We start from the raw sequence: 23962 nt of genomic DNA, 5'->3' as shown, positions 1-23962 counted from the left end.
TTCCGACTCAGCACTTCATTACTCAGGATCAAGACAATGAAGAAACCGGATCAAAATTATGTATTGCGGCAATTACCCTTTGTGGTGGGTGGGTTGGTAGGCGTACTGCTGCTAATCAATCGTTTGTTGACATCCCAACTCACAGAATCTCAGTCGCGTTCTGATGCGCTGGGGGTAATTGCTAGCGCTGTGCTAATTTTGACGGGTTTGTTGTGGCAGCAGGTGCAGTCGCGATCGCCTGATGCTGTTATTCTCATCGGCGAAGAGGGCTTGGAGCTGGCACCAGATTTGCCGGATGAGGTAAAAACTGAACTCGCTTGGGCATCACACCTGTTGCTCACAAATACCGTAACGCGATCGCTCGTTGTTGTATATCAGGACAAAGTACTATTGCGGCGCGGGATTTTGGGCAAAAATCCAGAAGTCAAACCGGGTGCAATCTTGAAACGGGTACTGGAAAAACAAAAGCCTGTTTACCTAGTGGACTTGAAGGTTTACCCCGGACGGATTGAATTTGATTACTTGCCAGAAAATACCCAAGGTGTTATTTGTCAACCCCTGGGGATGCAGGGAGCGATAGTTTTGGGAGCCAATGCCCCCCGCAGTTATACAAAACAAGACGAGAATTGGATTGAGGGAATTGCTGAGAAACTTGCAGATACCCTCAGTCGTTACAAAACTGAAATTGCACCTGCGGAGATTTGATGTCTTTAATAATTCTCTATTGGGTATTAGTTGCCGTCATGCTGTTCGGCGTTGTCGGAGCAGTCGTACCAGGATTACCGGGTTCTGGTTTGATTTTGGCAGCAATCATCGTTTGGGGAGTCTTTAACGGGTTTTCCGGCGTTGAGGTGGCACTAGGCGTTACCCTTCTGGTACTACTGCTGAGTGTCGGGGTTGATTTTTTAGCCGCTAGTTGGGGCGCACAACAGGCAGGTGCCAGTAAGTGGGGACAGATTGGGGCAATTGTTGGTTTATTTCTGGGTTTTTTCGGTCTTTTGCCCGCTTTGCCTTTTGGGGGGCCGTTATTAGGAATCTTTTTTGGACCGATTGTTGGCGCATTTATTGGCGAGTTCTTCTATCGGAAAGACTTAGAGCTTGAACCGCGAGTGAAGTTGGCAACTAAAGCAAGTATCGGCATTGTGGTGGGTTCCCTAATCGGGAATTTAATTCAAGGAGTATTAGCGATCGCGGCGGTAGTTGTCTTTATCTTTACCACTTGGCCCCTAGGCACTGTGAGTTAGCTAGATTTAGATCTCCGACTTCTTGAAGAAGTCAGGGATCTAAGCAGCAAGTTTTATGCCTACCCTACGTTTAATTAGATCCTGCGACTAAGAAACGTAAACTTGGCGATAGTAAGTTTGATACTCCTCAGATAGCAGGGGTTCCCACCAATCGCGGTGAGTGAGATACCAGGCAACAGTTTTGCGTAACCCTTCTGCAATCGTGACAGAAGGAGTCCAACCTAGCTCCGTTTTGATTTTAGTCGCATCAATTGCATAGCGGCGATCGTGTCCTGGTCGGTCTTTAACAAACGTAATTAATTTCTCACAAGGACGCACAGGTAAATCCGGGGCTAACTCATCCATTAGCTGGCAAATCATCTGGACTAAATCAATATTTTTAACCTCATTGTTGCCGCCAATATTGTAAGTTTCGCCAGGTGCGCCATTGTGAATCACCACATCTAAAGCACTGCAATGGTCGCCCACATAAAGCCAATCCCGCACATTCTGACCATCGCCATAAACAGGTAGTTGTTTGCCGATTAAAGCATTGATGCACATCAGCGGAATCAGCTTTTCTGGAAACTGATAAGAGCCGTAATTATTAGAGCAATTAGTAATAATTGTCGGGAGTTTGTAGGTGTGGTGGTAGGCGCGGACTAAGTGGTCGCTACCTGCTTTTGATGCCGAGTAGGGGCTGTTGGGAGCGTAGGGTGTAGTTTCAGTAAAGGCAGGGTCATTGGGTGCGAGACTGCCGTAAACTTCATCCGTGGAGACGTGGAGGAACACTCCGGAAGAGTTGCAAGTTTCGTAGTGTTGGCGGAAGGCTTCTAAAAGTGCAAACGTGCCAACAATATTGGTTTGAACAAAAGCCTCAGGGCCGAGAATCGAGCGGTCAACATGGGATTCAGCGGCAAAATGGGCGACTGTATCGATATGTTCTGATTGTAAGAGAGAGTCGATCAGGGCGCGATCGCATATATCTCCCTGCACAAACCGAAAATTCTCTCGTTCCTCCAACCCCACTAGATTGCGACGATTCCCCGCATAGGTGAGCGCATCCAACACCACCACCCAGTTATCCGGATAACGTTGGCACCAGTAATGAACAAAATTCGAGCCAATAAACCCTGCCCCACCCGTCACTAATAATCGCCGACTTTCTCTCATAAAACTCTCTTAACTCCGCGTTCTCTGTTCCTGGTGTGTTTTATTAACTCTACTCCTTGAATAATGCCTGTAAGTTTTAGGCATAAACAAAGCGAGCAAAACATCAAGGCTTCATTATCTAGTTAGTGGTGTTTCCAGTAACAGTTTCTTAGTGAAAAAGGGATAGGGGAGCAGAGGAGAGTAGTACTTTGCCAAATGTCTCTTTAATTTCCCCTTGGCTTCCCCATTGTTCCTTGTTAAGACGAGAACACAAGGAACTGCGTTATGTCGTGTGCAGACAAACCCTATCCTTATTCTTCAGTTGAATCCTCAGTCTTCGCTGAGTCTGGAGACTCAGGAGAGTTCTGTAGCTCAGGAGAGTTCTGCGGCTCAGGGGCATTTATTGGTGCCGGAGCGTTCCGTGGTGCTGGAGAGTTCTGTGGTTCAGGAGCGTTTCTTGGTGCTGGAGAGTTCCTGGGTGCTGGAGAGTTCTGTGGTTCAGGAGCGTTTCTTGGTGCTGGAGAGTTCCTGGGTTCAGGAGAGTTCCTGGGTTCAGGAGAGTTCCTGGGTTCAGGAGCGTTCCTTGGTGCTGGAGCGTTCCTTGGTGCTGGAGCGTTCCTTGGTGCTGGAGCGTTCCTTGGTTCAGGAGAATTCCGTGGTGCCGGAGAGTTCCTTGGTTCAGGAGAATTCCGTGGTTCAGGAGAATTCCTTGGTGCCGGAGAGTTCCGTGGCTCAGGAGAATTCCTTGGTGCCGGAGATTCAGGAGTGTCTTGTGCCTCACGGGTGTCTTCGGAAATGCTGATAGCAGGACAAACTTCCTTGTTGTACTTAAAATCAACACTTACCCGATAGGCTTGTGGCTCGCCCGTTTTATTGTCAAAACTACGAGAATTAATTTGCTGACGAGCTTGGTCATTGAGAAGGGGATACTTTGAACTCCGGATTAAATCCACCTCACCAATCGGTTTCCCATTGGCACCCACCATCACACCATAGACAGCCGTACCTTCTAACTTCTTGAGGCAGGCAGTTTTGGGGTAGTTGCCAACAAAACTTACAAATTCGGGTTTTGCTTGTTCTACTTTTACCGCCCAAGCTACATAATTTCTCTGGGCTTCCTCTCGGCTGGTATTGCTGGTGTCTTCTCTAAGACCTTCTCTTAGCTGCCGTTGTTCTGCACGCAGTGCGTCTACCTTGGACTGCCGATACTGAGCAACCGTCATGGGAGTTTGAGACGGTGATGGTGATGGACTGGCGTTATCAGAGGGCGAGGGAGTTAGGGAACGACTAGCACTATCAGAGGGCGAGGGAGTTAAGAAAGGAATCGCATTATCAGAAGGCGGGGGAGCCAGGACAGGAGTCCGGCTAGGGAAAACGAAGGGAGTAACCGTCCCTTGGGAACCACGCGAGAGGTTGGAAGGAGGAGACTGAGGGGGCGAAAAATCAGGAGGCAGGGACGGCAGTCTGCCAGGAGACACAGATGGCAACGAGTTAAAGGACAGTGGCGGTAAATTCCTTGATGATGACCGCGCTTGAGGTAGTCGGCTTGACTGACGAGGCAGACTAGAGAAACTTGGAGTCTGACGCCGAGCTAGGCTTTGGCGGGGAATGCGAGTGGAAGTGGAGGGTATGGAGAACTCGCTTCTGCGGGGTGGAGGGAGGATGGACAAGTCGTAGAGACCGGAGTCCTTCGGCAGTGGTGGCAAGGAGGCAGAAAAAGACGGCGGCAAGGACGGCAAAGTCGGATTCTGATTCGGTGTAGGAAGTGTCGGCAGTGCTAAGGGGGGAGGGGCTGCTTGCGGTAAGCGGCTTTGTTCTGTGGGGGATAACTCTAGCAGTTGCACTGTGCGCCGTGCTCCGGGGTCTTCTTTTGAAAAGAGAGGCAACGTGGGCAGTGCCAGTGCTAAAAGCCCATGGATGCCGACAGAAGCTATGGCAGCAATACCACTCGGCTCACGTAATTTTGCAGGAATGCTCTTGAAGAAGGAAGCGTAGGACATAGCAGGTACGATAAGCTTTGTTGCTGGTAACCCGAAAAAAATCAAGTCAAGAGGTTTAATGCGATCGCGTTATGATGCATTTCAAACTTTTAATGATAGTCTCAGCCGTTCTAGAACGGACTGATATAGTTGCCAATTTTTTAGCTGGCTGGTGCTGAAATAACACTGATAGAAAAGCCGTTGAGCGATATCAAGAAAAGTTAAGGACAAGCGTCTGAGTTACTTGCACAATCAACAGAGAAAAGTAGGGTAGTTTCAAGTGAGGGCGATCGCGTAAGTTGGAGTAGATGACCTGATTGGGTAAAGTCGCCCGCTCCACCACAAAGGCGGTTTCTAATAGCTGATGCTTCTGCAACACTTCCCACACCTGCTCGTAAACCGAACTTACCTTCATTAGTACCACTACATCTGCCCAATCCAGAGCTGTTTCCAATTCTGCAACCGCATACAGTGCTGGCAGCACCACCAACCGCTGAGAACGCACCGTCAACGGCACCCCCAAAGCCGCTACGGCTGCCATTGGAGAACACACCCCCGGCACTGCTTGCACCACACACTCCGGATGCAACTCTTGCAGGGTCTGCGCCAAATAAGTAAATGTACTGTAAAAACTGACATCCCCTTCACAGGCAAACGCTACATCTTGCCCTTGCTGGAGATAGTGCCAAACTTCCTCAGCTGCCACCCGCCATGCCTGAGTCAGCAGCTCCTCATCCTGCACATAGGGAAACATTAACGGCAGTTGCTGCTGTTCCTCTCTCAGCCACGGCATAACAATACACTGCGCTACCCCTGGTTTCCCCTGAATACCCGCCGGGAAAGCCACAATCGGCACGCGCTGGAGCAAGCGCAAACCTTTGAGAGTAATTAACTCCGGGTCGCCCGGCCCCACACTAATTCCAAATAAAGTTCCAATTTGCACAACTTTGATTCAAATTCTCCCCAACGTAACCGAACAGACCGCAATCGGTAGTCTGACTCAAAAACAGAAATTAAATGCTAAGACCTTTAATTTTAATTGGCACAAGTGCTTAGTTTAGAGAGATGAGGAGAAGCGATAACCCCTAACCTCTCATACTTCATCCTTTCTCCCCTACTCACCGACTCAGCACTCACCGACTCAGGACTCCCTTCACTCTTCATTCCCCACTTGCGATCGCTAGGTCGGTGCGTAATGCTGGGTTTAAAACGCAACGTAGAAATCAATGTTACCGATCGTCATCTTACCGGGCTACTTTGCCGGAGCGACTGAATATTTAGAGTTAGAAAAATCTCTGAGGGAGCGAGGCTTTCCCACCACCACAGTACCCCTACGACGTGGCGATTGGTTTCCTACGGTTGGCGGACGCTCAATGGTGCCGATTTTGCGGCAAATCGATCGCACTGTGCAACACATGCTTTCATCTCACAACGCCTCGCAAGTGAACTTAATCGCCCACTCCGCAGGCGGTTGGATTGCCCGGATTTACCTAGGAGAAAAACCCTATGACATCCACGGCGACATGTCTGAGGAGGGATTGTGGAATTCTCGTTCTCGCGTTGCCAAGCTAGTCACCTTGGGAACTCCCCATATAAGCCAGGAACGCTGGACAAAACGCAATCTCAATTTTGTCAATAATAACTATCCAGGGGCATTTTATCCCGACGTACAGTATGTCTGTGTTGCGGGTAAAGCGATTTTCGGAAAGCAACGTCCAGGTCACTGGTTAGCCTACAACAGTTACCGTTTAACCTGTGGCGTGGGTAACTGCTGGGGAGATGGCATCACGCCCATTGTAGCCGCCCATTTAGACGGAGCAATTAATCTTACCTTAGATGATGTCTTACACTCTCCTAGACGCACTGGAATTTGGTACGGTTCGGATGCTCCTTTGCAGGAGTGGGTGTCTTATTTGGCATAAAGGGTGAAGAGAGTCCTGAGTCGGCAAGAAAGTATGAAGGGTGAAGTATGAAGGGTGAAGTATGAAGGGTGAGGTATGAAGGGTGAGGTATGAAGGGTGAAGTATGAAGGGTGAAATAGGCGATTGGAGTAATGGCTAATCGTCATCGATTTTTCTCTCCCTCGCACCCCTGCACCCCTGCACCCCTGCACCCCTGCTCCCCATCACCTCTTCCTTAGTGAATAGGCTTTAAGAACCATGGTCTTTCTAGATACCTTCGTTAGCTTGTAAAGAGATGTAAACAAAACTTTACAAATCAAAGGCTATGAATAGCGCACGCTACAGATTTATTCTGCAACGCCTGGCAACGATTCTATCAGTCTCGATTCTGGCTCTGAGTGTTACAGCAGGGGTGACTGGTATTCTGATTGCTTTTTTCTACGAGCCGACAGCAGGAGGGGCGTATGAGTCTCTGCGACGTATCAGTGAAGAAATTCCAAGTGGCGGGTTGATTCGGGATGTTCACAACATCGCCGGAAATTGGGTAATTGGTATTGCTCTAATTCAGATGGTGGTGATGTTTTTGGGGCGTCAGTTCCGTACCAGTTGGTTAATTGCCTGGATTAGCGGCATTGTACTCATCTTGAATGCGATCGCATTAGGTTGGACAGCCATGCTTCTGAGCTGGACTCAGGAAGGCTACTGGCGCTTAAAAATTGAGTTGGGCACCATCGAAGAACTACCTGTGATTGGGAATCAGCTTCGAGACATCCTTACAGGTGGAGGTGGTGTCGGGACAACCAGCGTAGAACACTTCTACACGCTGCATAGTTACATTTTGTCAGTCGGCGCGATCGCCCTCGCCATCATCCATTTAGGAGGACTCGTCTTGCAAGAAACCGCAGCCAAACGGCTTCAGAGCAACCTAGCAGCAATCCTTGCAGCTTCAGAGTCATTAGATCAACAAAATGCCACCAGTACAGACCGCAATTTTACAGGTAGTAAAACTCACTAACATCATTGCCCCAGGTTTCAACCCTGTGGGCAAAGAGTTGTTCAAGAGACAATTTCCTCAATTGCTGCATCAGAGATAGGACAAGAAATCGGAACTTCTTCCACTTCCGGCAACTTTTCTAAGGCAAGGCGCGATGAGGTATTTCCTCCAGATAAGCGTTTTAACAACTTTGGTCTGGGATCGTGAAGCAGGTAAATAATTTGATCCCCTATCTGCCAATCTTCAGTTGCAGGGACTACTTGAAATCGTGAGTCCCGTTCCACCAGCAAGGGTAGAAGTTCTCCTGAACGAATCAAGGCGCGTAAATGGGCTTGTTGGAAGGCAAATCCTGGCTCTCTAAGCGATGTTGTACCCAGTTTTACTTGCCCATCAGAAAGATATTGGTTCCAGGCTTTAATTGGCAGTTGGGGAATGAAAGCTTGACCGACTTTTGTCTTATTTAGGGCAGGACTGGCTTGGCGATCGCGAGGAAATACTGCCAGCACTCGCGGCGTCTGAAACTCCTCAGCCGCCCGTTGCGCTAACACAAGATTCACCTCACCATTATTAGTCATTGCCAGGAAAGTCCCCATCGACTCCAATCCGGCTTCTTCCAACACATCAATATCTAATCCGCTACTTTGAAAAACCCGTAGATTTTCCTTTTCGGCTTGCTTACAAGCTTCCGGATCGGTGTCGATGAGTACAGCTGTCTCGCCTCGTTCTTGGAATAAGCGAGCAATCAGACGGCTCAAGGGATTACACCCAATAATCACCGCCCCGCTTGCTTTTTCCTCTGGATTGAGTTGCAACCATTTCGCCACCCAACGCGCTGTTAATCCTTGGATAAATACCGTCATCATAATGGTGAGGAAGACCAACGCTTTAATCGAATCACCACCATTGATACCCCGGTCAGTCAGGATAATAGCAAACAGGGACGCCACAGAAGCACTGACAATTCCTTTGGGAGCCACCCAAGACAAAAACAGCTTTTGCCGTAAATTCATCCCACTATTCCACGTACACAAACTGATGCTGATGGGTCGCACCACAAACATCAGCGTGAATACGGTGAACACACTGCCGCGACCCAATGCGAAAATACTCGCAATAGATAAATCCGCCGACAGCAAAATGAACAGAACCGAGACACCGAGAACAGTCAACTGACCTTTAAATCGACGCAGTAAACGCTCTTCGGGAATCGCAGAGCCTCTCAGGACAATACCCGCCACCACCGTCGCCATCAGCCCAGATTCACTGCGAATCATCTGAGCTAACCCAAACAACCCCCACAACCCTGCCAGAACCACTAAATTTTTCAGGTCTTCTGACAAAAATTTGGCACGCTTGAGAAAGAAACCCAATAACCAGCCACCACTGATACCGATTCCTACTCCCAGCCCCAGTCGGATCAGCAGACCACTAGCCGCCACGATCGGCCCAGCGTCGCTGTTGACAATCGTGTCCAGCACAACGACGGCTAGAATCGCTCCTACCGGATCGATTAAGACGCCTTCTCCCTCTAAAAGGGTGGCAACTTGGCTATCGACCTTCACTTGTTTGAGCAAGGGACTAATGACGGTGGGGCCCGTGACAACCACCAAAGAGGCGTAGAGAAAGGCAATTGACCAGGGAAATTCTCCCAACCAGTGGGCTGCCATTCCTCCGCCCAGTAGGGTGATCAGCGTTCCTATGGTCACGAGATTGCGGAGGCTGCCGGAAACCTTACCCAACGCTCGCAGTTCTAGGTTAAGTCCACCCTCAAACAAAATTACTGCCACAGCAAGAGCAACAATTACCTCCAAGCCTGTTCCTAAGAGTTGGGGGTGTAAAATACCGAGTCCATCGGGCCCTAACAAAACGCCAAATAGCAATAAAAAGACGATGCTAGGCACTTGTAGGTATTCGGCGATGACTTGGGCACTGATGCCTGCAAGAACGGCGATTACTATCTGCAAGGTCAGTTCAAACGATCCTTCCATATGCGTTATGGTCGCAAGTGAGCAAGTCCAATCTCATACCTCAACTTTTTTGCCCAGAGGCAAGGTTTGTTAAGTAAACGGTACAGATGAGGTGGATGATTTGACATTAAAAAGGCGTTATGCCTGTCTCCTAAATAGGGTACAACGTTCAACCAGTTTAGGCATTCATACTAGCCTTATCAGAATAGGCGAAGAACAATCTCTCGATATACTTTTATCTAACTTGTTTAATTAACTGTTATCAGAACCTCTCTCCATCCGCTTCAATGTGAAGGCTAATTCAAGCGCCGACAAAATTGTTTGAGGTTCATTTGTGTCAAATTTTTCATAAGCCTGAGTTAATTTGCTGAATGCCGAGTGATAATTAGCCTGAGGAAGATTTTTTTGATATTGAAGCGGCAGGCGTTGGCGATCGCTCTCCAAGGGCAGCAAGTTGCTTGAGTTTATTCCGGGTATTCTAGCACTTGCTTTTTTGAGGAACAGTCCACTGCACAACAATTGCTAGTTAGGCTCCCTGCACTACAATCGCGTCAGCGCCAGCATTACCGCAGGCTATATTGGTTGAAAATGTTTGGTGTGAAACTGACTCCAAATCTCGGACTACTTTTCACTTCACCGCATCACTTTTTATTAAAACAAATCCCGTCCAAGCTACGATGACGCTACAAGGTGAGGGAATTTCTCCTTCATAATTGGTTAATGGCAGCGAGCAACTGCTAGTCGGGTGAGTTGAAGACTAAGCTAAGCCGCCCTTGACAGCAAGTAGCATTCTGGATTGTTGGTAAAGATGGATGAATCGTCAAACATTTGCATGGGGTCGCGCTGGAAATCAAATTCGTCAAACGGAACGTTGGATTGATGGGCTGTGGATTGGCGGATTATTCCTAGCGGCGTTGCTGCTAATGGGAATTAATCTGGGGACTCCACCACTGGGAGATTGGCAAGAAGCAACAGTGGCGTTAGTCGCTCGTGAAATCTGGCGGACTCCAGACCTATCTTGGCAGTGGCTTTACCTCACTCTTAATGGTGTTCCCTATTTTGAACACCCGCCACTGTTGCACTGGCTAATTGCTTGGAGTTATGAGATTGGCGGTGTCAATGAGTGGACAACACGCTTGCCAGGGGCGCTCCTCAGTGCGATTTCGGTGCCATTGCTTTATAAGGTTGGGCGAGAAATTTTCCCCTCCCGTCTGAGCGCCATTTTTTCGGGCTTGGTTTATCTGACGTTGTTGTCTTTTGTTCGTTATGGCAGGATGGCAATGCCAGAGGGCGCGATGCTGTGCTTTGGGTTGTTGACGGTTTGGTGTGTGTTGCGATCGCGTCGTGACTTACGCTTTTGCCTAGGGGCAGGATTCGGCTTGGCACTCCTGAGCCTGAGTAAAGGAATTGTCGCGTTGTTCTGGCTGGCGATGGTGCTGGGTTTTCTGGCTTGGGATACCCCGCGACTGCTCACCTCTGGCTTTTTTTGGAGTGGCTTGATTTTGGGAGGTATGCCAGCGATCGCGTGGTACGCTGCCCAATGGTTCCAATACGGTCAGGAATTTTTCAAAGAAGCGGTCGTTAACCACTCTCTGCGGCGCATTTGGGATTCTGTAGAGGATCGCCGCGCTCTGCCCTGGTATTACCTAGGAGAAATCCTTCTGTATGCAGCCCCTTGGTTGATCTTTTTCCCCTATGGATTACGGCTGGCGTGGGAGGAGCGCAATTGGAGCTGGGGAAAGCTAGTCCTTGTCTGGGCGGTGAGTTTCTTTGTTGCGATCTCGTTGATGGTAACTAAACTACCCTGGTATATCCTGCCCGTTTATCCTCCCTTGGCACTTGCGGCTGGTGCCAAACTTGCAGAAACCTGGAATCTGCCGAGTTATCAAACTTATCCTCGCGTCTGGCGCACGGGTTTAATGCTGCTAGCCCTGTGTGGTGTTGCCGGAAGCGTTTATTTTGGCGTCTTGGACTCAGCAGATCGGTCTTTATCGCTAATTTTTGGCTGCACTGCCTTAACAATGCTCACTGCCGCCTTTTTGGTTGCCCGTCGGGACTCGCAATTTATTTTGGTCTTGTTTTGGGGCATGTACGTCTCGTTGCTGCTGTTTATGACCTCTCCCCACTGGCTGTGGAAATCTCAGCAGTCTTACCCTGTTAAACAGGTGGCGGGACTGGTTTTGCAAGGTACACCTACGGGAGCGACTGTTTATACGTCTTTTGCCTATGAGCGTCCTTCCCTGAATTTTTATAGCGATCGCACAGTCACTCCCGCCTCCAATTCCGAACTGAAACAGTACTGGCAAGACACAGAACCTTACTTCCTCCTGAATATCACCTCTCTTGAACAACTGCACCTAGAATCAGTCAGACGAGTTGGTACTGCCTCAGACTGGGTATTAGTGACAAAAGAGACTCAGCCAGGAAGCTAAAGCGTCACAGTGGGAGTTGGGGGGATGAGGGGAAGGATGAAGGATGAAGGATGAAGTATGAAAAAAGTCCTGAGTCCTGAGTCCTGAGTCCTGAGTCCTGAGTCGGGGAGAAAGTATGAAGTATGTTCGGCGAAGCCGTTGCCGGAGGCTAGGGTGAAGTATGAAGTTAGGGGTTATCGATTCTCCCCTGCTCCCCTGCTCCCCTGCTCCCCTGCTCCTCGCCAACTCAGCACTATTCCCAATACAACCAGCAAAATAACGCAGATGATTTTGAGCATCATCCGCGTTTATCTAACTGGTTTTGTAGTTTTCAAAGCCAACTAATAGATAACGATAAGCAGGAAGTTGGGAGACTACAGAGCCTTAGCATCTAAATGGTTTTCACCGACTTATTTCAGGGGGCTAAGTGAGCAGCAATTAAGCGATTCATTAGCTGACACCGTTGCTAGTCTTCTCTCCCTCACTCCATACACCGCTGCGTTGATTGGATAGTTTGTCTTTTGACAAAGGGCGTGAATCAGACTTCCGCTAAAACTTCGCCTTTTTCATCCAGTTGCTTAAGATGAATGTGCTTTCTTCCTAGGGTGATTTCAAACTCATCCCCCGGATTTAAGCCCATCTGTTTAGTGTAAGCCGAGCCAATAAGCAGATTACCGTTGGATTGCACGCTAATTCGATAACTGGCGCTGCGCCCTCCACGTCCGTTGCCGTTAATTTTGCTATCTAACTCAATTCCCTCAGCATCAATTAAGGCATTGAGGAATTTCATCATATTAACGCGGTCTACTCCGTTTTTAGTGACGGTGTAGTAGCCGCAAGCTCTGGCTTTTTCCTCTTTACTGAGGTTTTCCAGCTCTTTGACTTTCTTGATCAGTGCTTCACCCTCTAACGGGTCCATTTTTTTCTTTTTAGCCATCAACTTGAATCGAAAATTAGAGAATTATATGTGGCAAGCGCGTTTGTCTTTGGCTGATAGAAGCAAAGATCACAAAATCGATGTTTAATATCAGCACATAGAACTATACAACTATATTATACAAAGAGCGTCAACTCGATTTATTTAAGTAAAGTTTCTAATATGCGCTCAACTTCTATGGACTCACAACAGATGATATTACTGATTTGCTGCATCACTGTCAGAAAAAAGTGATATAGACTTCTGCTGACACATTGAGTTAGCGTTATATTCAGACGACAGATAAATATAAGTCATTGAGATTGACACGATTACCAACCTTCTTTAAGGAAAATTACGGTAAGCCTTCAACACTTCTCCGGGAAAAGTACCAGTAAAGCCAATGTTGCTTATTTATATAGACTGTAGTTATACCAACCCTAGCTAAACAATCACTGAGAACAGCAATTTACTCAACAGGATGAAGCTTACAACTCGCGGACACTACAGCGTCAAAGCCTTGCTAGATCTAAGCCTTCAACCAAAGTTTGGGCCAACATCTGTAAATGCGATCGCTACTCGACAAGATTTACCTGCACCTTACTTAGAAAAGCTACTGATTGAGATGCGTCGGGCGGGTTTAGTACGCTCAGTACGTGGTGCCAGTGGTGGTTATCAATTAGCGCGATCGCCTGTACAAATTTCCCTCGGACAAATATTAGAAGCCGTCGGGGAAACCATTGAACCGCTCCCTCGACACACTCCAGATGCGGCTCAAGCTGAAGATTGGGTAACCTTTACTCTCTGGCATCGGTTGCACCAAAAACTGAAAGAAGCGTTGTACAGTATTACCCTTGCCGACCTCTACTACGATGCTCGGAGTTGGCAAGCTGCCCAAGGGGAAGAAACAAGCTTTGTTGTTTAGTTAGTTGTTATACCATTTCTGGATGTGATGGTTGATGGCGGCTTGTTAATTGCCAGGACTGCCATTAGCTCAGGATTAAAGCAAGTCCCTTTTTTAAGGAATATTTAGGGGATCTAAACAGGGGTTTATCCGTTTGCAGTACGTCAGTCCTAAGTCATTAGCCAACCCAATCATTTTTCCGGCGTCAAAGGAAATTTTGTGAGCGCCATTACTGTTTTAGCGATCGCGGCGGGCTTAGATTACATCATTGGCGATCCCTGGGGATGGTTGCATCCGGTGCAGGTGATGGGTGGAATAATTTCTCGCTACACAGCGTTTAGCCTCAATCACTGGCAAGGGCGCTACAGACGCCGAGTAGCAGGGATTGTATTAGGTGTCGGCTTAATCAGCGGGAGTGGGGTAGTAGGCTGGTTAATCGTGCAAGCAGCAAGCTGGATTCACCCGCTATTTGGCATGGCGATCGCAACTATCTTACTAGCCAGTTGTTTTGCGGGGCGGAGTCTAAGATTTGCCGCTATGGAGGTACTGCAACCATTGACAGCAGGACAAATTTCTGAAGCCCGCTCCATCCTCAGTCGCTATGTCGGTCGAGATACCGAAAACTTATCAGCCTCAGAAATCCTCCGGGCAGTCTTAGAAACAGTAACAGAAAACGCCACTGATGGCGTGATGGCACCGCTGTTTTATGCCATTGTCGGAGCCTTTGTCCCCCCAATTGGTAGCGTTCCCCTTGCCCTCGCCTACAAAGCAGCAAGCACCTTAGATTCAATGGTGGGCTACCGCCAGGAACCTTACACCGATTTAGGCTGGTTTAGTGCCAAGTTTGAAGATGTTCTCACCTGGTTACCTTGCCGCCTAACCGTCCTCACCTTAGCCCTGTTTTCAGGAAACCCCATCCAAGTTTGGCGTCTGTGCTGCCGAGATGCCCCGAAAGACCCCAGCCCAAATTCTGGTTGGAGCGAGTGCGCCTATGTAGCTGTCTTGGGAGTGCAGGTAGGGGGAATGAACTGGTATAACGGGGTCGCCAAAGAAAAACCCCTCCTAGGAGATGATCAGTCGGCAATTACTCCCCTGAAAATTTACCAAGCCTTGCGGCTAACGCGGTATTGTTTTTTACTTTGGCTGGGAGTAGCGTTAGCGATCGCCCTTTTAGGCTTTCTGTAATTTCTACCTAGTAGTATTTCGGAGTACCTTTCCATCCCCCTATAACCCAAATGGGTGAATTCATTGGGTGATGTTGTTTACCTTTGTCAAAGGATATAAATGAAAAGTAGCTCCAGCGTTTTCATAGTTTTCCTTACGGAATATACGGAAGAAAATTTCTTCAGTTTGCGGAATTCATTGAGAACGTTTTGAAGCTAACTTTCACAATCAAGCAACGCCTCAGAGCTTTAGCTTCTTGACCAAATGCCAACAGCTACAGTCTCCACAGCCGCACTTCTAGAGTATTTGATCTTCTTAAACGTCATCTCGTTTCTTTAGATGACAAACAATCTTTCCAACAATTTTTAGGACGAAAACCCATGGACACTCTCGGCTACCTTCATCTTTCTTCCGCTTACGAAAATTCCGAAACTATTAACGTTCCTGCCCAAAATCTAAAACTATTTACCAACCTGAGCCGGAAAAATCTTTCTAGCTCTGCCTGGATTCGTGTCATGTCAGTGGCTCTTGCCCTCAGTATCATGAGTGTAACCAGTAATGCACTGGCGATTCAAAGAGGCGACAAGGGAACCTCGGTCACAAACTTGCAACAGAATCTGATCACAGCAGGTTACTACAACGGCCCTGTCACAGGCTTCTATGGCTCCCTCACCCAATCTGCCGTAGTGAAATTCCAACGCGCTAATGGACTCACGCCCGATGGCATTGCAGGTAGCAGAACCCTGGCAGCTTTAGAAAATCGTGGTGGAGCCACACCCATACCGAGTAATCCTGCTCAGGGTTCCCTGCGGCGTGGTAGTAACAGTCAAGCCGTGGCGAATCTGCAAAGAAGCTTGAAAGCATCAGGCTACTATAACGGGCCTGTCACAGGCTTCTATGGCAGCCTAACCGAGGCAGCCGTAAGAAATTTCCAGGCATCGCAAGGACTACGGGTAGATGGTATTGCTGGAGCTAGCACCCTTACCGCTCTCCGAGATCTTCCCAGCGGTGGCGGTAGCGGCGGTGTCGGTGGAACTTTCCCCGGCAGCCTGCGACGCGGTAGCAGCGGGCCCGATGTCGTCAATATCCAAAATCGGATGCGTACCCTCGGAATTTATGATGGACCTGTCACAGGCTTCTATGGCAGCCAAACCGAAGCAGCGGTGAGAAATTTGCAACTCAGAAATGGTTTACCTGTTGATGGCATCGTTGGACGCAACACATTTAACTTACTCTACTAATTTGACTGAGTTGTAAGTTAGTACTTTAGATCCCTGACTTCTTCAAAAAGTTGGGGATCTTGCTTTATAAGTGGGCGAGTAATCACTTCCTTCTCAAGAGCTAATTCGACAAGATATAGACTAGACAGATCTATAGCTGACATATTGCCTCCATGCCTGCCAACGTCGTTGAAATTCTCTCAGCAGAAGAACTCCGCCGCACCATCACCCGTCTTGCTTCTCAGATTGTTGAACAATCGGGCAATCTTTCAAAGCTAGTACTGTTGGGCATTTACACCAGAGGTGTACCCCTAGCACAGTTACTAGGGCGACAAATTGAAGTCTTAGAGCAAGTACAAGTCCCAGTGGGGGCGCTAGACATTACCTTTTATCGCGACGATTTAGATCAAATTAGTATTCGGACGCCCGCGAAAACCGAGATTCCCTTCGACCTCTCTGGGAAAACGGTTGTGTTAGTAGACGATGTGATTTTTAAAGGACGAACTATCCGCGCGGCGTTAAATGCCGTGACAGAATATGGCAGACCAGAGGTGATTCGGTTAGCCGTTTTGGTGGATAGAGGACATCGCGAGTTACCCATTCGTCCAGACTTTACAGGTAAGAAGTTACCCACCGCCAAGGAAGAGCAGGTGAAGGTTTATCTGCAAGATGTGGATGGACGAGATGCGGTGGAGTTGACCAAAGAGCTGAGTTTAGAGTTGTGAGTAACGTGATTAGGAAACGATTTGCCACTCTATTAGGAGACGTTCTCAAGGGTGGGACAATCAAGATTGTCAAGTTAACCTGCGAGAGCTAATGAGAGAAACCCAGACGCGGAAGGCAGACCACCTGAGGATTTGTCTGGATGAAGATGTACAATTTCACGCCAATACAAATGGATTGGAGCGTTACCGATTTACCCACTGTTGTTTGCCAGAACTGAACCGCAGTGAGATTAACCTCACAACAACGTTCTTAGGGAAAAAATTAGGCGCACCGCTATTAATTTCCTCGATGACTGGCGGTACGGAACAAGCGCAGATGATCAACTATCGCCTAGGGGAGGTGGCGCAACGCTATCAGCTAGCAATGGGGGTGGGTTCTCAGCGGGTAGTGGTGGAAAATCCCCAAGTGGCGGAAACTTTTGCTGTGCGATCGCTTGCCCCTGATATCCTCTTATTTGCTAATCTCGGTGCGGTGCAACTCAACTACCAATACGGCATTGATGAGTGTTTGCGCGTTGTCGATCTTCTGGAAGCGGATGCTTTGATTTTGCACCTCAACCCTTTACAAGAGTGCATTCAACCTCAAGGTGATACAAACTTCCGAGGTTTGCTAAATAAGATCGCTCACTTATGCCAGCAGTTACCCGTACCCGTGATTGCGAAGGAAGTGGGCAACGGTATTTCCGCACCGATGGCACAAAAGCTGATCGAGGCTGGAGTCACAGCAATTGATGTGGCGGGTGCGGGAGGCACTTCTTGGGCAAAGGTGGAAAGCGAACGGGCATTAAATGTCCAGCAGCGCCGATTGGGGCTAACCTTTGCCGACTGGGGTTTACCGACAGCCGAGTGCATTACTAGTATTCGTGCGATCGCTCCTACAGTTCCCTTGATTGCGTCGGGCGGCTTACGGAACGGCATGGATGTGGCAAAGGCGATCGCGTTAGGATCTGATTTAGCTGGGCTAGCTTTACCGTTCCTTCAAGCCGCCTCTGAATCGACAAATGCCGTTGACGCGCTAGTACAGCTCCTGATCGCTGAAATTACTACCGTTCTCTTCTGCACAGGCAACGCTACTCTGTCGCAGCTTAAACATAGCAAAGCTCTCCAGCGACTAGGATAAAAGTACCGGGTTTTAAGAAATCAACTTTCTTTCCGTAGCCATCACAGGGTTTGGTGAAGCGATGGAGATAGTGAAGGTTCTGATTGTTGAGACCAATTCACTAAATCTCTCTTCCCAATCCCTAATCCCTACTCCCTAATCCCCCTCCCATGCGTCAATTCCTCAAACAAACCTTTGCTAGCCTGGTTGGTAGTCTTGCGGGTCTAATATTATTCTTCGGTTTAGGAACCAGTGGATTAATTTTTTTAATCATCGCGGTGGCGTCTCGTGATGATGGCCCGCAGGTGAAAGACAAGTCAGTGCTGGTTTTCGATTTAGCCATGACGATCACTGACACCGACCCCACTCTCAGTACTACAGAGGCGATTGGGGAGGTTCTCGGCGGGAGCAATGAAAGCCGTATCGCCTTACTTACCCTTCTAGACACCATCGATAAGGCAACAAAAGACCCGCGCATTACTGCTCTCTATCTGGATGGTACTCAGACCTCCACAGGCCCGACGGCAGGTTTGGCAACGTTGAAGGAAGTGCGGGGAGCCTTGGCACGTTTCCAAGCCGCAGGCAAACAAATTATTGCCTACGATGTCGATTTGGGAGAACAGGAATACTATCTCACCTCCCTGGCAGATAAAGTCATTCTCAACCCCGCCGGAGCAATAGAATTCAATGGATTTAGCTCCCAACCTCTATTTTTCGCTGGGGCTTTAGAAAAGTTTGGCATTGGGGTACAAATCATCCGCGTTGGGCAGTACAAGGCGGCGGTTGAACCCTTCACTCTCAAACAAATGAGTCCCGAAAATCGGCAGCAGATGGAGAAGCTGTTGGGGAGTCTTTGGTATGAGTTTATTGCTACCGTTGGCAAGAGTCGTGAATTAACCCCAACTCAACTACAGGAAATTACCAATAATCAAGGGTTATTATTGGCAGACGAAGCTCTTGAGAAAGGTCTAGTAGACCAGCTTTCCTACCAAGACGAGGTAGTGACAGAACTCAAAGCGCTCTCCGGTCGTCAGGAGGAAAACGAGTCCTTCCGGCAAATTAGTTTAGCTTCTTATTCCAGAGTTTCTAGTCAGCAAAGCGAGATTGGCGTTTCTGACAACAAAATAGCTGTTGTTTACGCCGAAGGTGAAATTGTCAGCGGTAAAGGCGGCGTCAACCAAGTAGGGGGCGAGAGCCTTGCCAGACAACTGCGGAAGCTACGGCAGGATAAAGCGGTGAAGGCGGTGGTGCTGCGCGTCAATAGCCCTGGTGGAAGCGCCACGGCATCAGAGGTGATTGAGCGGGAAGTACGGCTAACTCAAAAAGAGAAGCCAGTGATTGTTTCCATGGGGGATTTCGCGGCTTCTGGAGGCTATTGGATTGTGACGGGGGCAGATTATGTATTTGCCGAACCCAACACGGTTACAGGTTCAATTGGTGTTTTTGGTCTGCTGCCCAATGTACAGGAACTGGCGAATAATAACGGCATTACCTGGGATGTAGTGAAAACTGGACGCTACGCCGATAGTCAAACTGTATCGCGCCCGAAGACGCCCCAAGAATTAGCGATCGCTCAAAAAGCCGTCAACAAAATTTATGACCAGTTCCTAGAAAAGGTGGCAAATGCCCGGAAGCTACCGAAACAACAGGTTGCCCAAATCGCTCAAGGACGAGTTTGGTCGGGTCGAGATGCCCAGAAAATCGGCTTGGTCGATGAACTGGGGGGATTTGAGCAAGCCGTGCAGTACGCAGCAAAACAAGCCAAGTTGGGCGATGACTGGGAACTGCAAAAATCTTCAAAATCTGGCGGTTTTGAATCACGGTTTTTAAAACGGTTGGCGGGTGAGGAAAGTACGCAAGCGAAGCCAGAGATTGACCCCATAACCGCAGAATTTGAGAAATTCAAGGCAGATTTAGCCGTTTTACAAACGATGAATGACCCCAGAGGGGTTTATGCTCGTTTACCTTTCAATTGGCGTATGGAGTAGGAGAAAGGCGTTGGAGGTATGGCATAAGGAGCCGGGAACCGAGAGTTTTAGGCTTCGTCAGCTAGGAAAATCAAATTTACTTCTAGCTACCCAAACCTCCGCCGCTCAATACGGCTTAGGAATCGAGTTTGCCAGAGTTATAGAAACTTTTCTGGTAAAAACGACTTTTTGAGCAAAAGTTTTTTCAAAAACTGTGACTTTTTATCTCAATATGGGTAGTCTAGATAAAAGCCTTGCTCAAACCTACAAAAGTTGTCATCTACCTATGGTTAGAAAAAGCAACCGTCTTATCGTCCTGATTACCGCCTGTAGTGCTGCTGGCGCTATTATTGGAGGCACCTCTAACTGGATAGACAGCCATACATGTCTGCAAGCTGCCCAGGTTACTACGAAGTGTCTAACTCAAGATCCGTTAGTTAGCACGATTCAAGGGATGAGTATTGGCTTGGTTGCTGGCGCTGGGGCGGCAGTTGGTGCTAGCCGTCAGGTGAAGCAGAGAGACTAGCCTAGCGGTTGGTTTTGAGTGGTTAGAAGCATTTCTCGACGGATTGGTAGCTCCCGTTTCAATGATATTGCAGGAATCTCTCACAACCAACAACATTTGATTAGGATTGAGTGAGAAACCCGTATCTTTGCTAAACTTCAGCTTACGGGCTGGTATTTCCTGGAACGTCATGACTACTCCTATTGCTACCCTTCCGCTGAGAGCGATCGCACAACGCACTCGCACCCATGCACGGCAATTAGCTGTGCTATCTACGGCTGAAAAAAACCAGGCGATTGAAGCGATCGCCCAAGCGTTAGAAATTTCGGCACCAGATATCCTGGCAGCCAATGCCGCCGATTGCGAAGTCGCGGCAGCAGAGGGAATTCCCAAGCCACTGCAAGCAAGGCTGAAGCTAGATGAGACCAAACTAAAAAGCGCGATCGCCGGGGTTCGCAATGTCGGCAAACTTGACGATCCTGTTGGCAAGATACAAATTCACCGAGAACTGGATGAAGGGCTGATCCTCAAGCGGATTAGCTGTCCTTTAGGAGTCCTCGGTGTAATTTTTGAAGCCCGCCCCGACGCGTTAATTCAAATTACTTCTCTGGCGATCAAATCGGGCAACGGCGTGATTCTCAAAGGTGGGAAAGAAGCGGCACGCTCTTGTGACGCCTTAGTCCGTGCCATTCATGCAGGACTCAAAGAAACCGCCGTCGATCCAGCCGTCGTGCAACTGCTGACCACCAGAGAAGAAACCCTGGAGTTGCTGAAGCTAGATGAATCGGTGGATTTAATTATCCCCAGAGGTTCCAACTCCTTTGTCCGCTTTGTACAGGAAAATACTCGCATCCCAGTACTCGGTCATGCAGATGGAATTTGTCATCTTTACGTTGACGCTGCGGCTGATCTGCAAAAGGCAACAGACATTACTGTAGATGCCAAAACTCAGTATCCCGCCGCCTGTAATGCGATTGAAACCTTACTTGTCCACGAAGCCATTGCCCCAGCCTTTCTCCCTCTAGTTGCTACCGCCTTACAAAAGCGCGACGTGGAATTGCGAGGGGATCAGGCAAGCGTAAAAATTCTTAATATCGCGGCGGCTACCGATGCTGACTGGTCTACCGAGTACAGCGATTTGATTCTTGCTATCAAAGTTGTGGACTCCCTAGACACTGCCATTGACCACATCAACACCTATGGTTCCCGGCATACGGAGGCGATTGTCACCGAAGACCCAGCCGTTGCTGACACCTATTTGTCTCAAGTTGATGCCGCGAATGTCTTCCACAACTGTTCCACTCGCTTTGCCGATGGTTTTCGCTATGGCTTTGGTGCAGAAGTGGGTATCAGTACCCAAAAAATGCCGCCCCGTGGCCCGGTTGGGCTAGAAGGTCTGATCACCTATAAGTATCAACTGCAAGGGAATGCTCATATTGCCGCTACCTACACGGGCGAGCAGGCAAAACCCTTTACTCATCGAGATCTGTAGTTTAAATCCTATCCCTTTTTATTACTTAAGAACCAGTCAGGCTTAGGTGTCTGACTAATACCATCCTTAAGAATTGGGGAGTAAGGAAAAAAGCGATCGCTACCCTTACAGGCAAAGAGAGTCAAGTACATTTAGCTGTAGGGAGGGCATTGCCCACCCTACTCCCTCGGACGTCAGTCTCTATTCAACTGCCAAGAGCGATAAAGCTTAATAGCGGCTAGAGAAGTTATTATTACTCCGTCCACCACCACCAGCGCGATCTTCACGCGGCTTGGCTTTATTAACTCTCATCTTGCGTCCCATCCATTCTGCGCCGTCTAGTGCATCAATGGCAGCCGTTTCTTCATCATCGCTGCTCATTTCCACAAAACCGAATCCACGCATACGTCCGGTTTCCCGGTCAGTTGGTAGTTGTACGCGTTTTACAGAGCCGTATTCTGCAAAAACTGCGCTCAACTCTTCTTGGGTGACGTCGTAAGAGAGGTTCCCTACATAAATTGACATAGATAGACTGTCTCCAAAATCAGAGGCACGTAGTAATTGAGATTTCGGAGAGAAGCCTGCCAATACTAAGAGGGGGAATCCTTTTAATACTAGGCACAAACACTACCACCGAATCTGTTCTTTCGTTAAATTAACACAGCATTTAATTTCCCAATCCAGGGTAAAAAAATTGTTATAAAAATTAACATAGAGTCAAAAACAGACATCTTTGACCCCAAAAAAGTCACTTTTACTGATGATTTGAAAAGAGCGATCGCCCTCTTCTAGAGCCTCGATGTAATGGAAGCCAACACACCCTAAAATAAGGGAAGCCGACGACAGACTAACTTTTCCAGAAAAATCTGTTTTTAGCAAACATATCGTTAACAAATAATCTAGAATGAGGCATTTTCAACGACTAGCGGCAATCCTATTGTTGGTACTACTGCTGGTGAGCGTTCCCTTATCAGCACAAGCGGCAAGTTCTTCTTCCATTTCTCGTTCAGCAGACAGCAACCAACTCAGCGCCAAGGATTTTTCTAATCAAGACTTAGAAAAAACAGAGTTTACCAATGCCAGTTTGGAGATGACAGACTTCAGTAACGCTAACTTGCGGGGTGCCGTATTTAACAGTACTACCCTCAATCAGGCAAACCTGCACGGAGCAGACTTTACCTACGGAATCGCTTATTTAGTGGACTTCACGGGAGCCGACTTAAGCGATGCAGTCTTTGAAGAAGCAATGCTGCTACGTTCTCGTTTTGATAATGTAAACATCACCGGAACTGACTTTAGCAATGCAGTTTTAGATGGGTTGCAAGTGAAAAAACTCTGTTCCCAAGCAACGGGAGTCAATTTGAAAACCGGAGTGTCAACGAGGGAGTCATTGGGTTGTCGGTAATGGATTTTATTCAACTTACAGGAATTCGCAGCTACGGCTATACAGGCTACCTGCAGGAAGAACAAGTCTTGGGACAGTGGTTTGAAGTGGATCTTACCCTGTGGTTGGATTTATCACATCCTGGTCAAAGTGACAATATTGAAGATACTCTTGACTATCGCAGGGCGATAGAAATAGTCAAGCATTTGGTTAAGACCTCAAAATTTGCCCTCGTTGAAAAATTAGCCAGTACGATCGCCGAAGCAATTTTGAAATTAGACAAAGTGCAGCAAGTCCAAGTCCGCCTTAGTAAACCGGCTGCCCCCATCCCTGACTTCGAGGGTAAGATTACTCTCGAGATCACCAGAAGTAATCTCCAATCCGGTGAGTTGCATTAGTTACTCAGAAAATTTATTAATTGCTACAGGACTCGATCAGGGTCAATCTCGTTGGTTCTCAACAACCCTGCTAGCCGTCTGACCAAAAATAATGGGATACAAGCCCCGTCCTTCGACAGGAGTTCGGCGAGGCTCACTCGAGCCGCTCAGGAACACCTTCTAGGACGGCTTTTCTTGATTTTTGATGTATTTAATTAGCACTTCAATAGGGGCACCTCCAACAGACACAGCAAAATAACTAGGACTCCACAAGGCTGTTTTGCTTTGCGGTTTTTTAAACCCTGCTTGCCCATAGCGTCTACTTGAAACACCCTTCAGTGCGTTTACGATCTTCGACACAGAAAGTTTTGGAGGGTATTCGATCAGCGCGTGGACGTGTTCATCCTCCCCATTAATTTCTAAAATGTTAAAGTTCATCTGTGTTGCTACATGGTGAAATACTTTTTCGATCAATTTCATTTCCTCCCCACCAAAAATCTCATCTCTGTATTTAGTTACACAAACCAAGTGAATCTTAAGGTCTGTAACGCTATGTCTTTCTCTCCGAAATTGAGTAGTCATTTTTTGGAGACCAATATATAA

22 protein-coding genes are annotated in these 23962 nt (G+C 48.1%); 15 read left to right on the top strand and 7 right to left on the bottom strand.

Going from position 1 to position 23962, the window contains the following annotated elements; all coding sequences use genetic code 11:
- The first annotated feature begins 36 nt into the window (after positions 1-36).
- Both AC5JR3_RS11920 and AC5JR3_RS11915 read left to right on the top strand, forming a co-directional pair.
- Positions 37-705: a cofactor assembly of complex C subunit B gene (locus tag AC5JR3_RS11920; protein WP_495846199.1), complete on the top strand. Its 669-nt coding sequence runs from the start codon at positions 37-39 to the stop codon at positions 703-705.
- On the top strand, positions 705-1244 hold the full coding sequence (locus tag AC5JR3_RS11915) for a DUF456 domain-containing protein (protein WP_495846197.1): 540 nt from the start codon (positions 705-707) through the stop codon (positions 1242-1244). Before AC5JR3_RS11920 ends, AC5JR3_RS11915 begins: the two co-directional genes overlap by 1 nt.
- Before the next feature lie 87 nt (positions 1245-1331).
- Here AC5JR3_RS11915 and rfbB read toward each other — a convergent pair whose 3' ends face one another.
- From rfbB to AC5JR3_RS11900, 3 genes are all read right to left on the bottom strand, one after another.
- Complete coding sequence (rfbB, locus tag AC5JR3_RS11910) at positions 1332-2396, bottom strand: dTDP-glucose 4,6-dehydratase (RefSeq protein ID WP_495846195.1); 1065 nt, start codon at positions 2394-2396, stop codon at positions 1332-1334.
- A 290-nt stretch (positions 2397-2686) separates the two neighbouring features.
- On the bottom strand, positions 2687-4375 hold the full coding sequence (locus tag AC5JR3_RS11905; protein WP_495846193.1) for an energy transducer TonB: 1689 nt from the start codon (positions 4373-4375) through the stop codon (positions 2687-2689).
- Between the two features lie 190 nt (positions 4376-4565).
- A complete protein-coding gene (locus tag AC5JR3_RS11900) occupies positions 4566-5297 on the bottom strand; it encodes a precorrin-2 C(20)-methyltransferase (RefSeq protein ID WP_495846191.1) in 732 nt (243 codons plus the stop codon).
- Between the two features lie 283 nt (positions 5298-5580).
- Here AC5JR3_RS11900 and AC5JR3_RS11895 point away from each other — a divergent pair, with 283 nt between their 5' ends.
- Both AC5JR3_RS11895 and AC5JR3_RS11890 read left to right on the top strand, forming a co-directional pair.
- On the top strand, positions 5581-6276 hold the full coding sequence (locus AC5JR3_RS11895) for an esterase/lipase family protein (RefSeq protein WP_495846189.1): 696 nt from the start codon (positions 5581-5583) through the stop codon (positions 6274-6276).
- A gap of 304 nt (positions 6277-6580) precedes the next feature.
- A complete protein-coding gene (locus AC5JR3_RS11890; protein ID WP_495846187.1) occupies positions 6581-7270 on the top strand; it encodes a cytochrome b N-terminal domain-containing protein in 690 nt (229 codons plus the stop codon).
- Positions 7271-7311: 41 nt separating this feature from the next.
- Here the strand turns inward: AC5JR3_RS11890 and AC5JR3_RS11885 are convergent, their stop codons facing one another.
- A complete protein-coding gene (locus AC5JR3_RS11885; RefSeq protein ID WP_495846185.1) occupies positions 7312-9237 on the bottom strand; it encodes a cation:proton antiporter in 1926 nt (641 codons plus the stop codon).
- Between the two features lie 791 nt (positions 9238-10028).
- On the opposite strand from AC5JR3_RS11885, the gene AC5JR3_RS11880 reads away from it, so the two are divergent.
- Entirely contained in the window at positions 10029-11648 is a 1620-nt protein-coding gene (locus AC5JR3_RS11880; RefSeq protein ID WP_495846183.1) for an ArnT family glycosyltransferase, read from the top strand.
- 517 nt (positions 11649-12165) lie between these two features.
- On the opposite strand, the gene AC5JR3_RS11875 is transcribed toward AC5JR3_RS11880, so the two are convergent.
- Positions 12166-12564 carry an AbrB family transcriptional regulator gene (locus tag AC5JR3_RS11875; RefSeq protein WP_495846181.1) on the bottom strand — a complete coding sequence of 133 codons (399 nt, stop codon included), beginning with the start codon at positions 12562-12564 and terminating at the stop codon, positions 12166-12168.
- Positions 12565-13024: 460 nt separating this feature from the next.
- Here AC5JR3_RS11875 and AC5JR3_RS11870 point away from each other — a divergent pair, with 460 nt between their 5' ends.
- The 8 genes from AC5JR3_RS11870 to AC5JR3_RS11835 all read left to right on the top strand — a co-directional run bounded on the left by AC5JR3_RS11870 (position 13025) and on the right by AC5JR3_RS11835 (position 21619).
- Complete coding sequence (locus tag AC5JR3_RS11870) at positions 13025-13468, top strand: Rrf2 family transcriptional regulator (RefSeq protein WP_495846179.1); 444 nt, start codon at positions 13025-13027, stop codon at positions 13466-13468.
- A gap of 198 nt (positions 13469-13666) precedes the next feature.
- Positions 13667-14632: an adenosylcobinamide-phosphate synthase CbiB gene (gene cbiB, locus AC5JR3_RS11865; RefSeq protein ID WP_495846177.1), complete on the top strand. Its 966-nt coding sequence runs from the start codon at positions 13667-13669 to the stop codon at positions 14630-14632.
- Between the two features lie 359 nt (positions 14633-14991).
- Entirely contained in the window at positions 14992-15852 is an 861-nt protein-coding gene (locus tag AC5JR3_RS11860) for a peptidoglycan-binding domain-containing protein (RefSeq protein ID WP_495846175.1), read from the top strand.
- 152 nt (positions 15853-16004) lie between these two features.
- Positions 16005-16556: a bifunctional pyr operon transcriptional regulator/uracil phosphoribosyltransferase PyrR gene (gene pyrR / locus AC5JR3_RS11855; protein ID WP_495846173.1), complete on the top strand. Its 552-nt coding sequence runs from the start codon at positions 16005-16007 to the stop codon at positions 16554-16556.
- 91 nt (positions 16557-16647) lie between these two features.
- On the top strand, positions 16648-17676 hold the full coding sequence (fni, locus tag AC5JR3_RS11850; protein ID WP_495846171.1) for a type 2 isopentenyl-diphosphate Delta-isomerase: 1029 nt from the start codon (positions 16648-16650) through the stop codon (positions 17674-17676).
- Positions 17677-17825: 149 nt separating this feature from the next.
- Positions 17826-19643, top strand: a complete 1818-nt coding sequence (gene sppA, locus AC5JR3_RS11845) for a signal peptide peptidase SppA (RefSeq protein ID WP_495846169.1) — start codon at positions 17826-17828, stop codon at positions 19641-19643.
- Between the two features lie 265 nt (positions 19644-19908).
- Positions 19909-20148, top strand: coding sequence for a hypothetical protein (locus AC5JR3_RS11840; protein ID WP_495846167.1), 240 nt, complete (start codon positions 19909-19911; stop codon positions 20146-20148).
- 169 nt (positions 20149-20317) lie between these two features.
- On the top strand, positions 20318-21619 hold the full coding sequence (locus tag AC5JR3_RS11835; RefSeq protein WP_495846165.1) for a glutamate-5-semialdehyde dehydrogenase: 1302 nt from the start codon (positions 20318-20320) through the stop codon (positions 21617-21619).
- A 207-nt stretch (positions 21620-21826) separates the two neighbouring features.
- Here AC5JR3_RS11835 and rbp read toward each other — a convergent pair whose 3' ends face one another.
- Positions 21827-22123 carry an RNA-binding regulator gene (gene rbp / locus AC5JR3_RS11830; protein WP_495846540.1) on the bottom strand — a complete coding sequence of 99 codons (297 nt, stop codon included), beginning with the start codon at positions 22121-22123 and terminating at the stop codon, positions 21827-21829.
- Positions 22124-22502: 379 nt separating this feature from the next.
- Here rbp and AC5JR3_RS11825 point away from each other — a divergent pair, with 379 nt between their 5' ends.
- Together AC5JR3_RS11825 and folB are read left to right on the top strand one after the other, a co-directional pair.
- Positions 22503-23003, top strand: a complete 501-nt coding sequence (locus tag AC5JR3_RS11825; protein ID WP_495846163.1) for a pentapeptide repeat-containing protein — start codon at positions 22503-22505, stop codon at positions 23001-23003.
- On the top strand, positions 23003-23380 hold the full coding sequence (gene folB, locus AC5JR3_RS11820) for a dihydroneopterin aldolase (protein ID WP_495846161.1): 378 nt from the start codon (positions 23003-23005) through the stop codon (positions 23378-23380). The genes AC5JR3_RS11825 and folB overlap by 1 nt, the downstream gene beginning before the upstream one ends.
- A gap of 159 nt (positions 23381-23539) precedes the next feature.
- Here the strand turns inward: folB and tnpA are convergent, their stop codons facing one another.
- Complete coding sequence (gene tnpA / locus AC5JR3_RS11815) at positions 23540-23941, bottom strand: IS200/IS605 family transposase (protein WP_495846159.1); 402 nt, start codon at positions 23939-23941, stop codon at positions 23540-23542.
- Positions 23942-23962: the final 21 nt, after the last annotated feature.

Source organism: Kastovskya adunca, from assembly GCF_059505785.1.
Note: the sequence above shows the minus strand (reverse complement) of the source record. Positions and strands in the feature narration are given on the sequence as shown.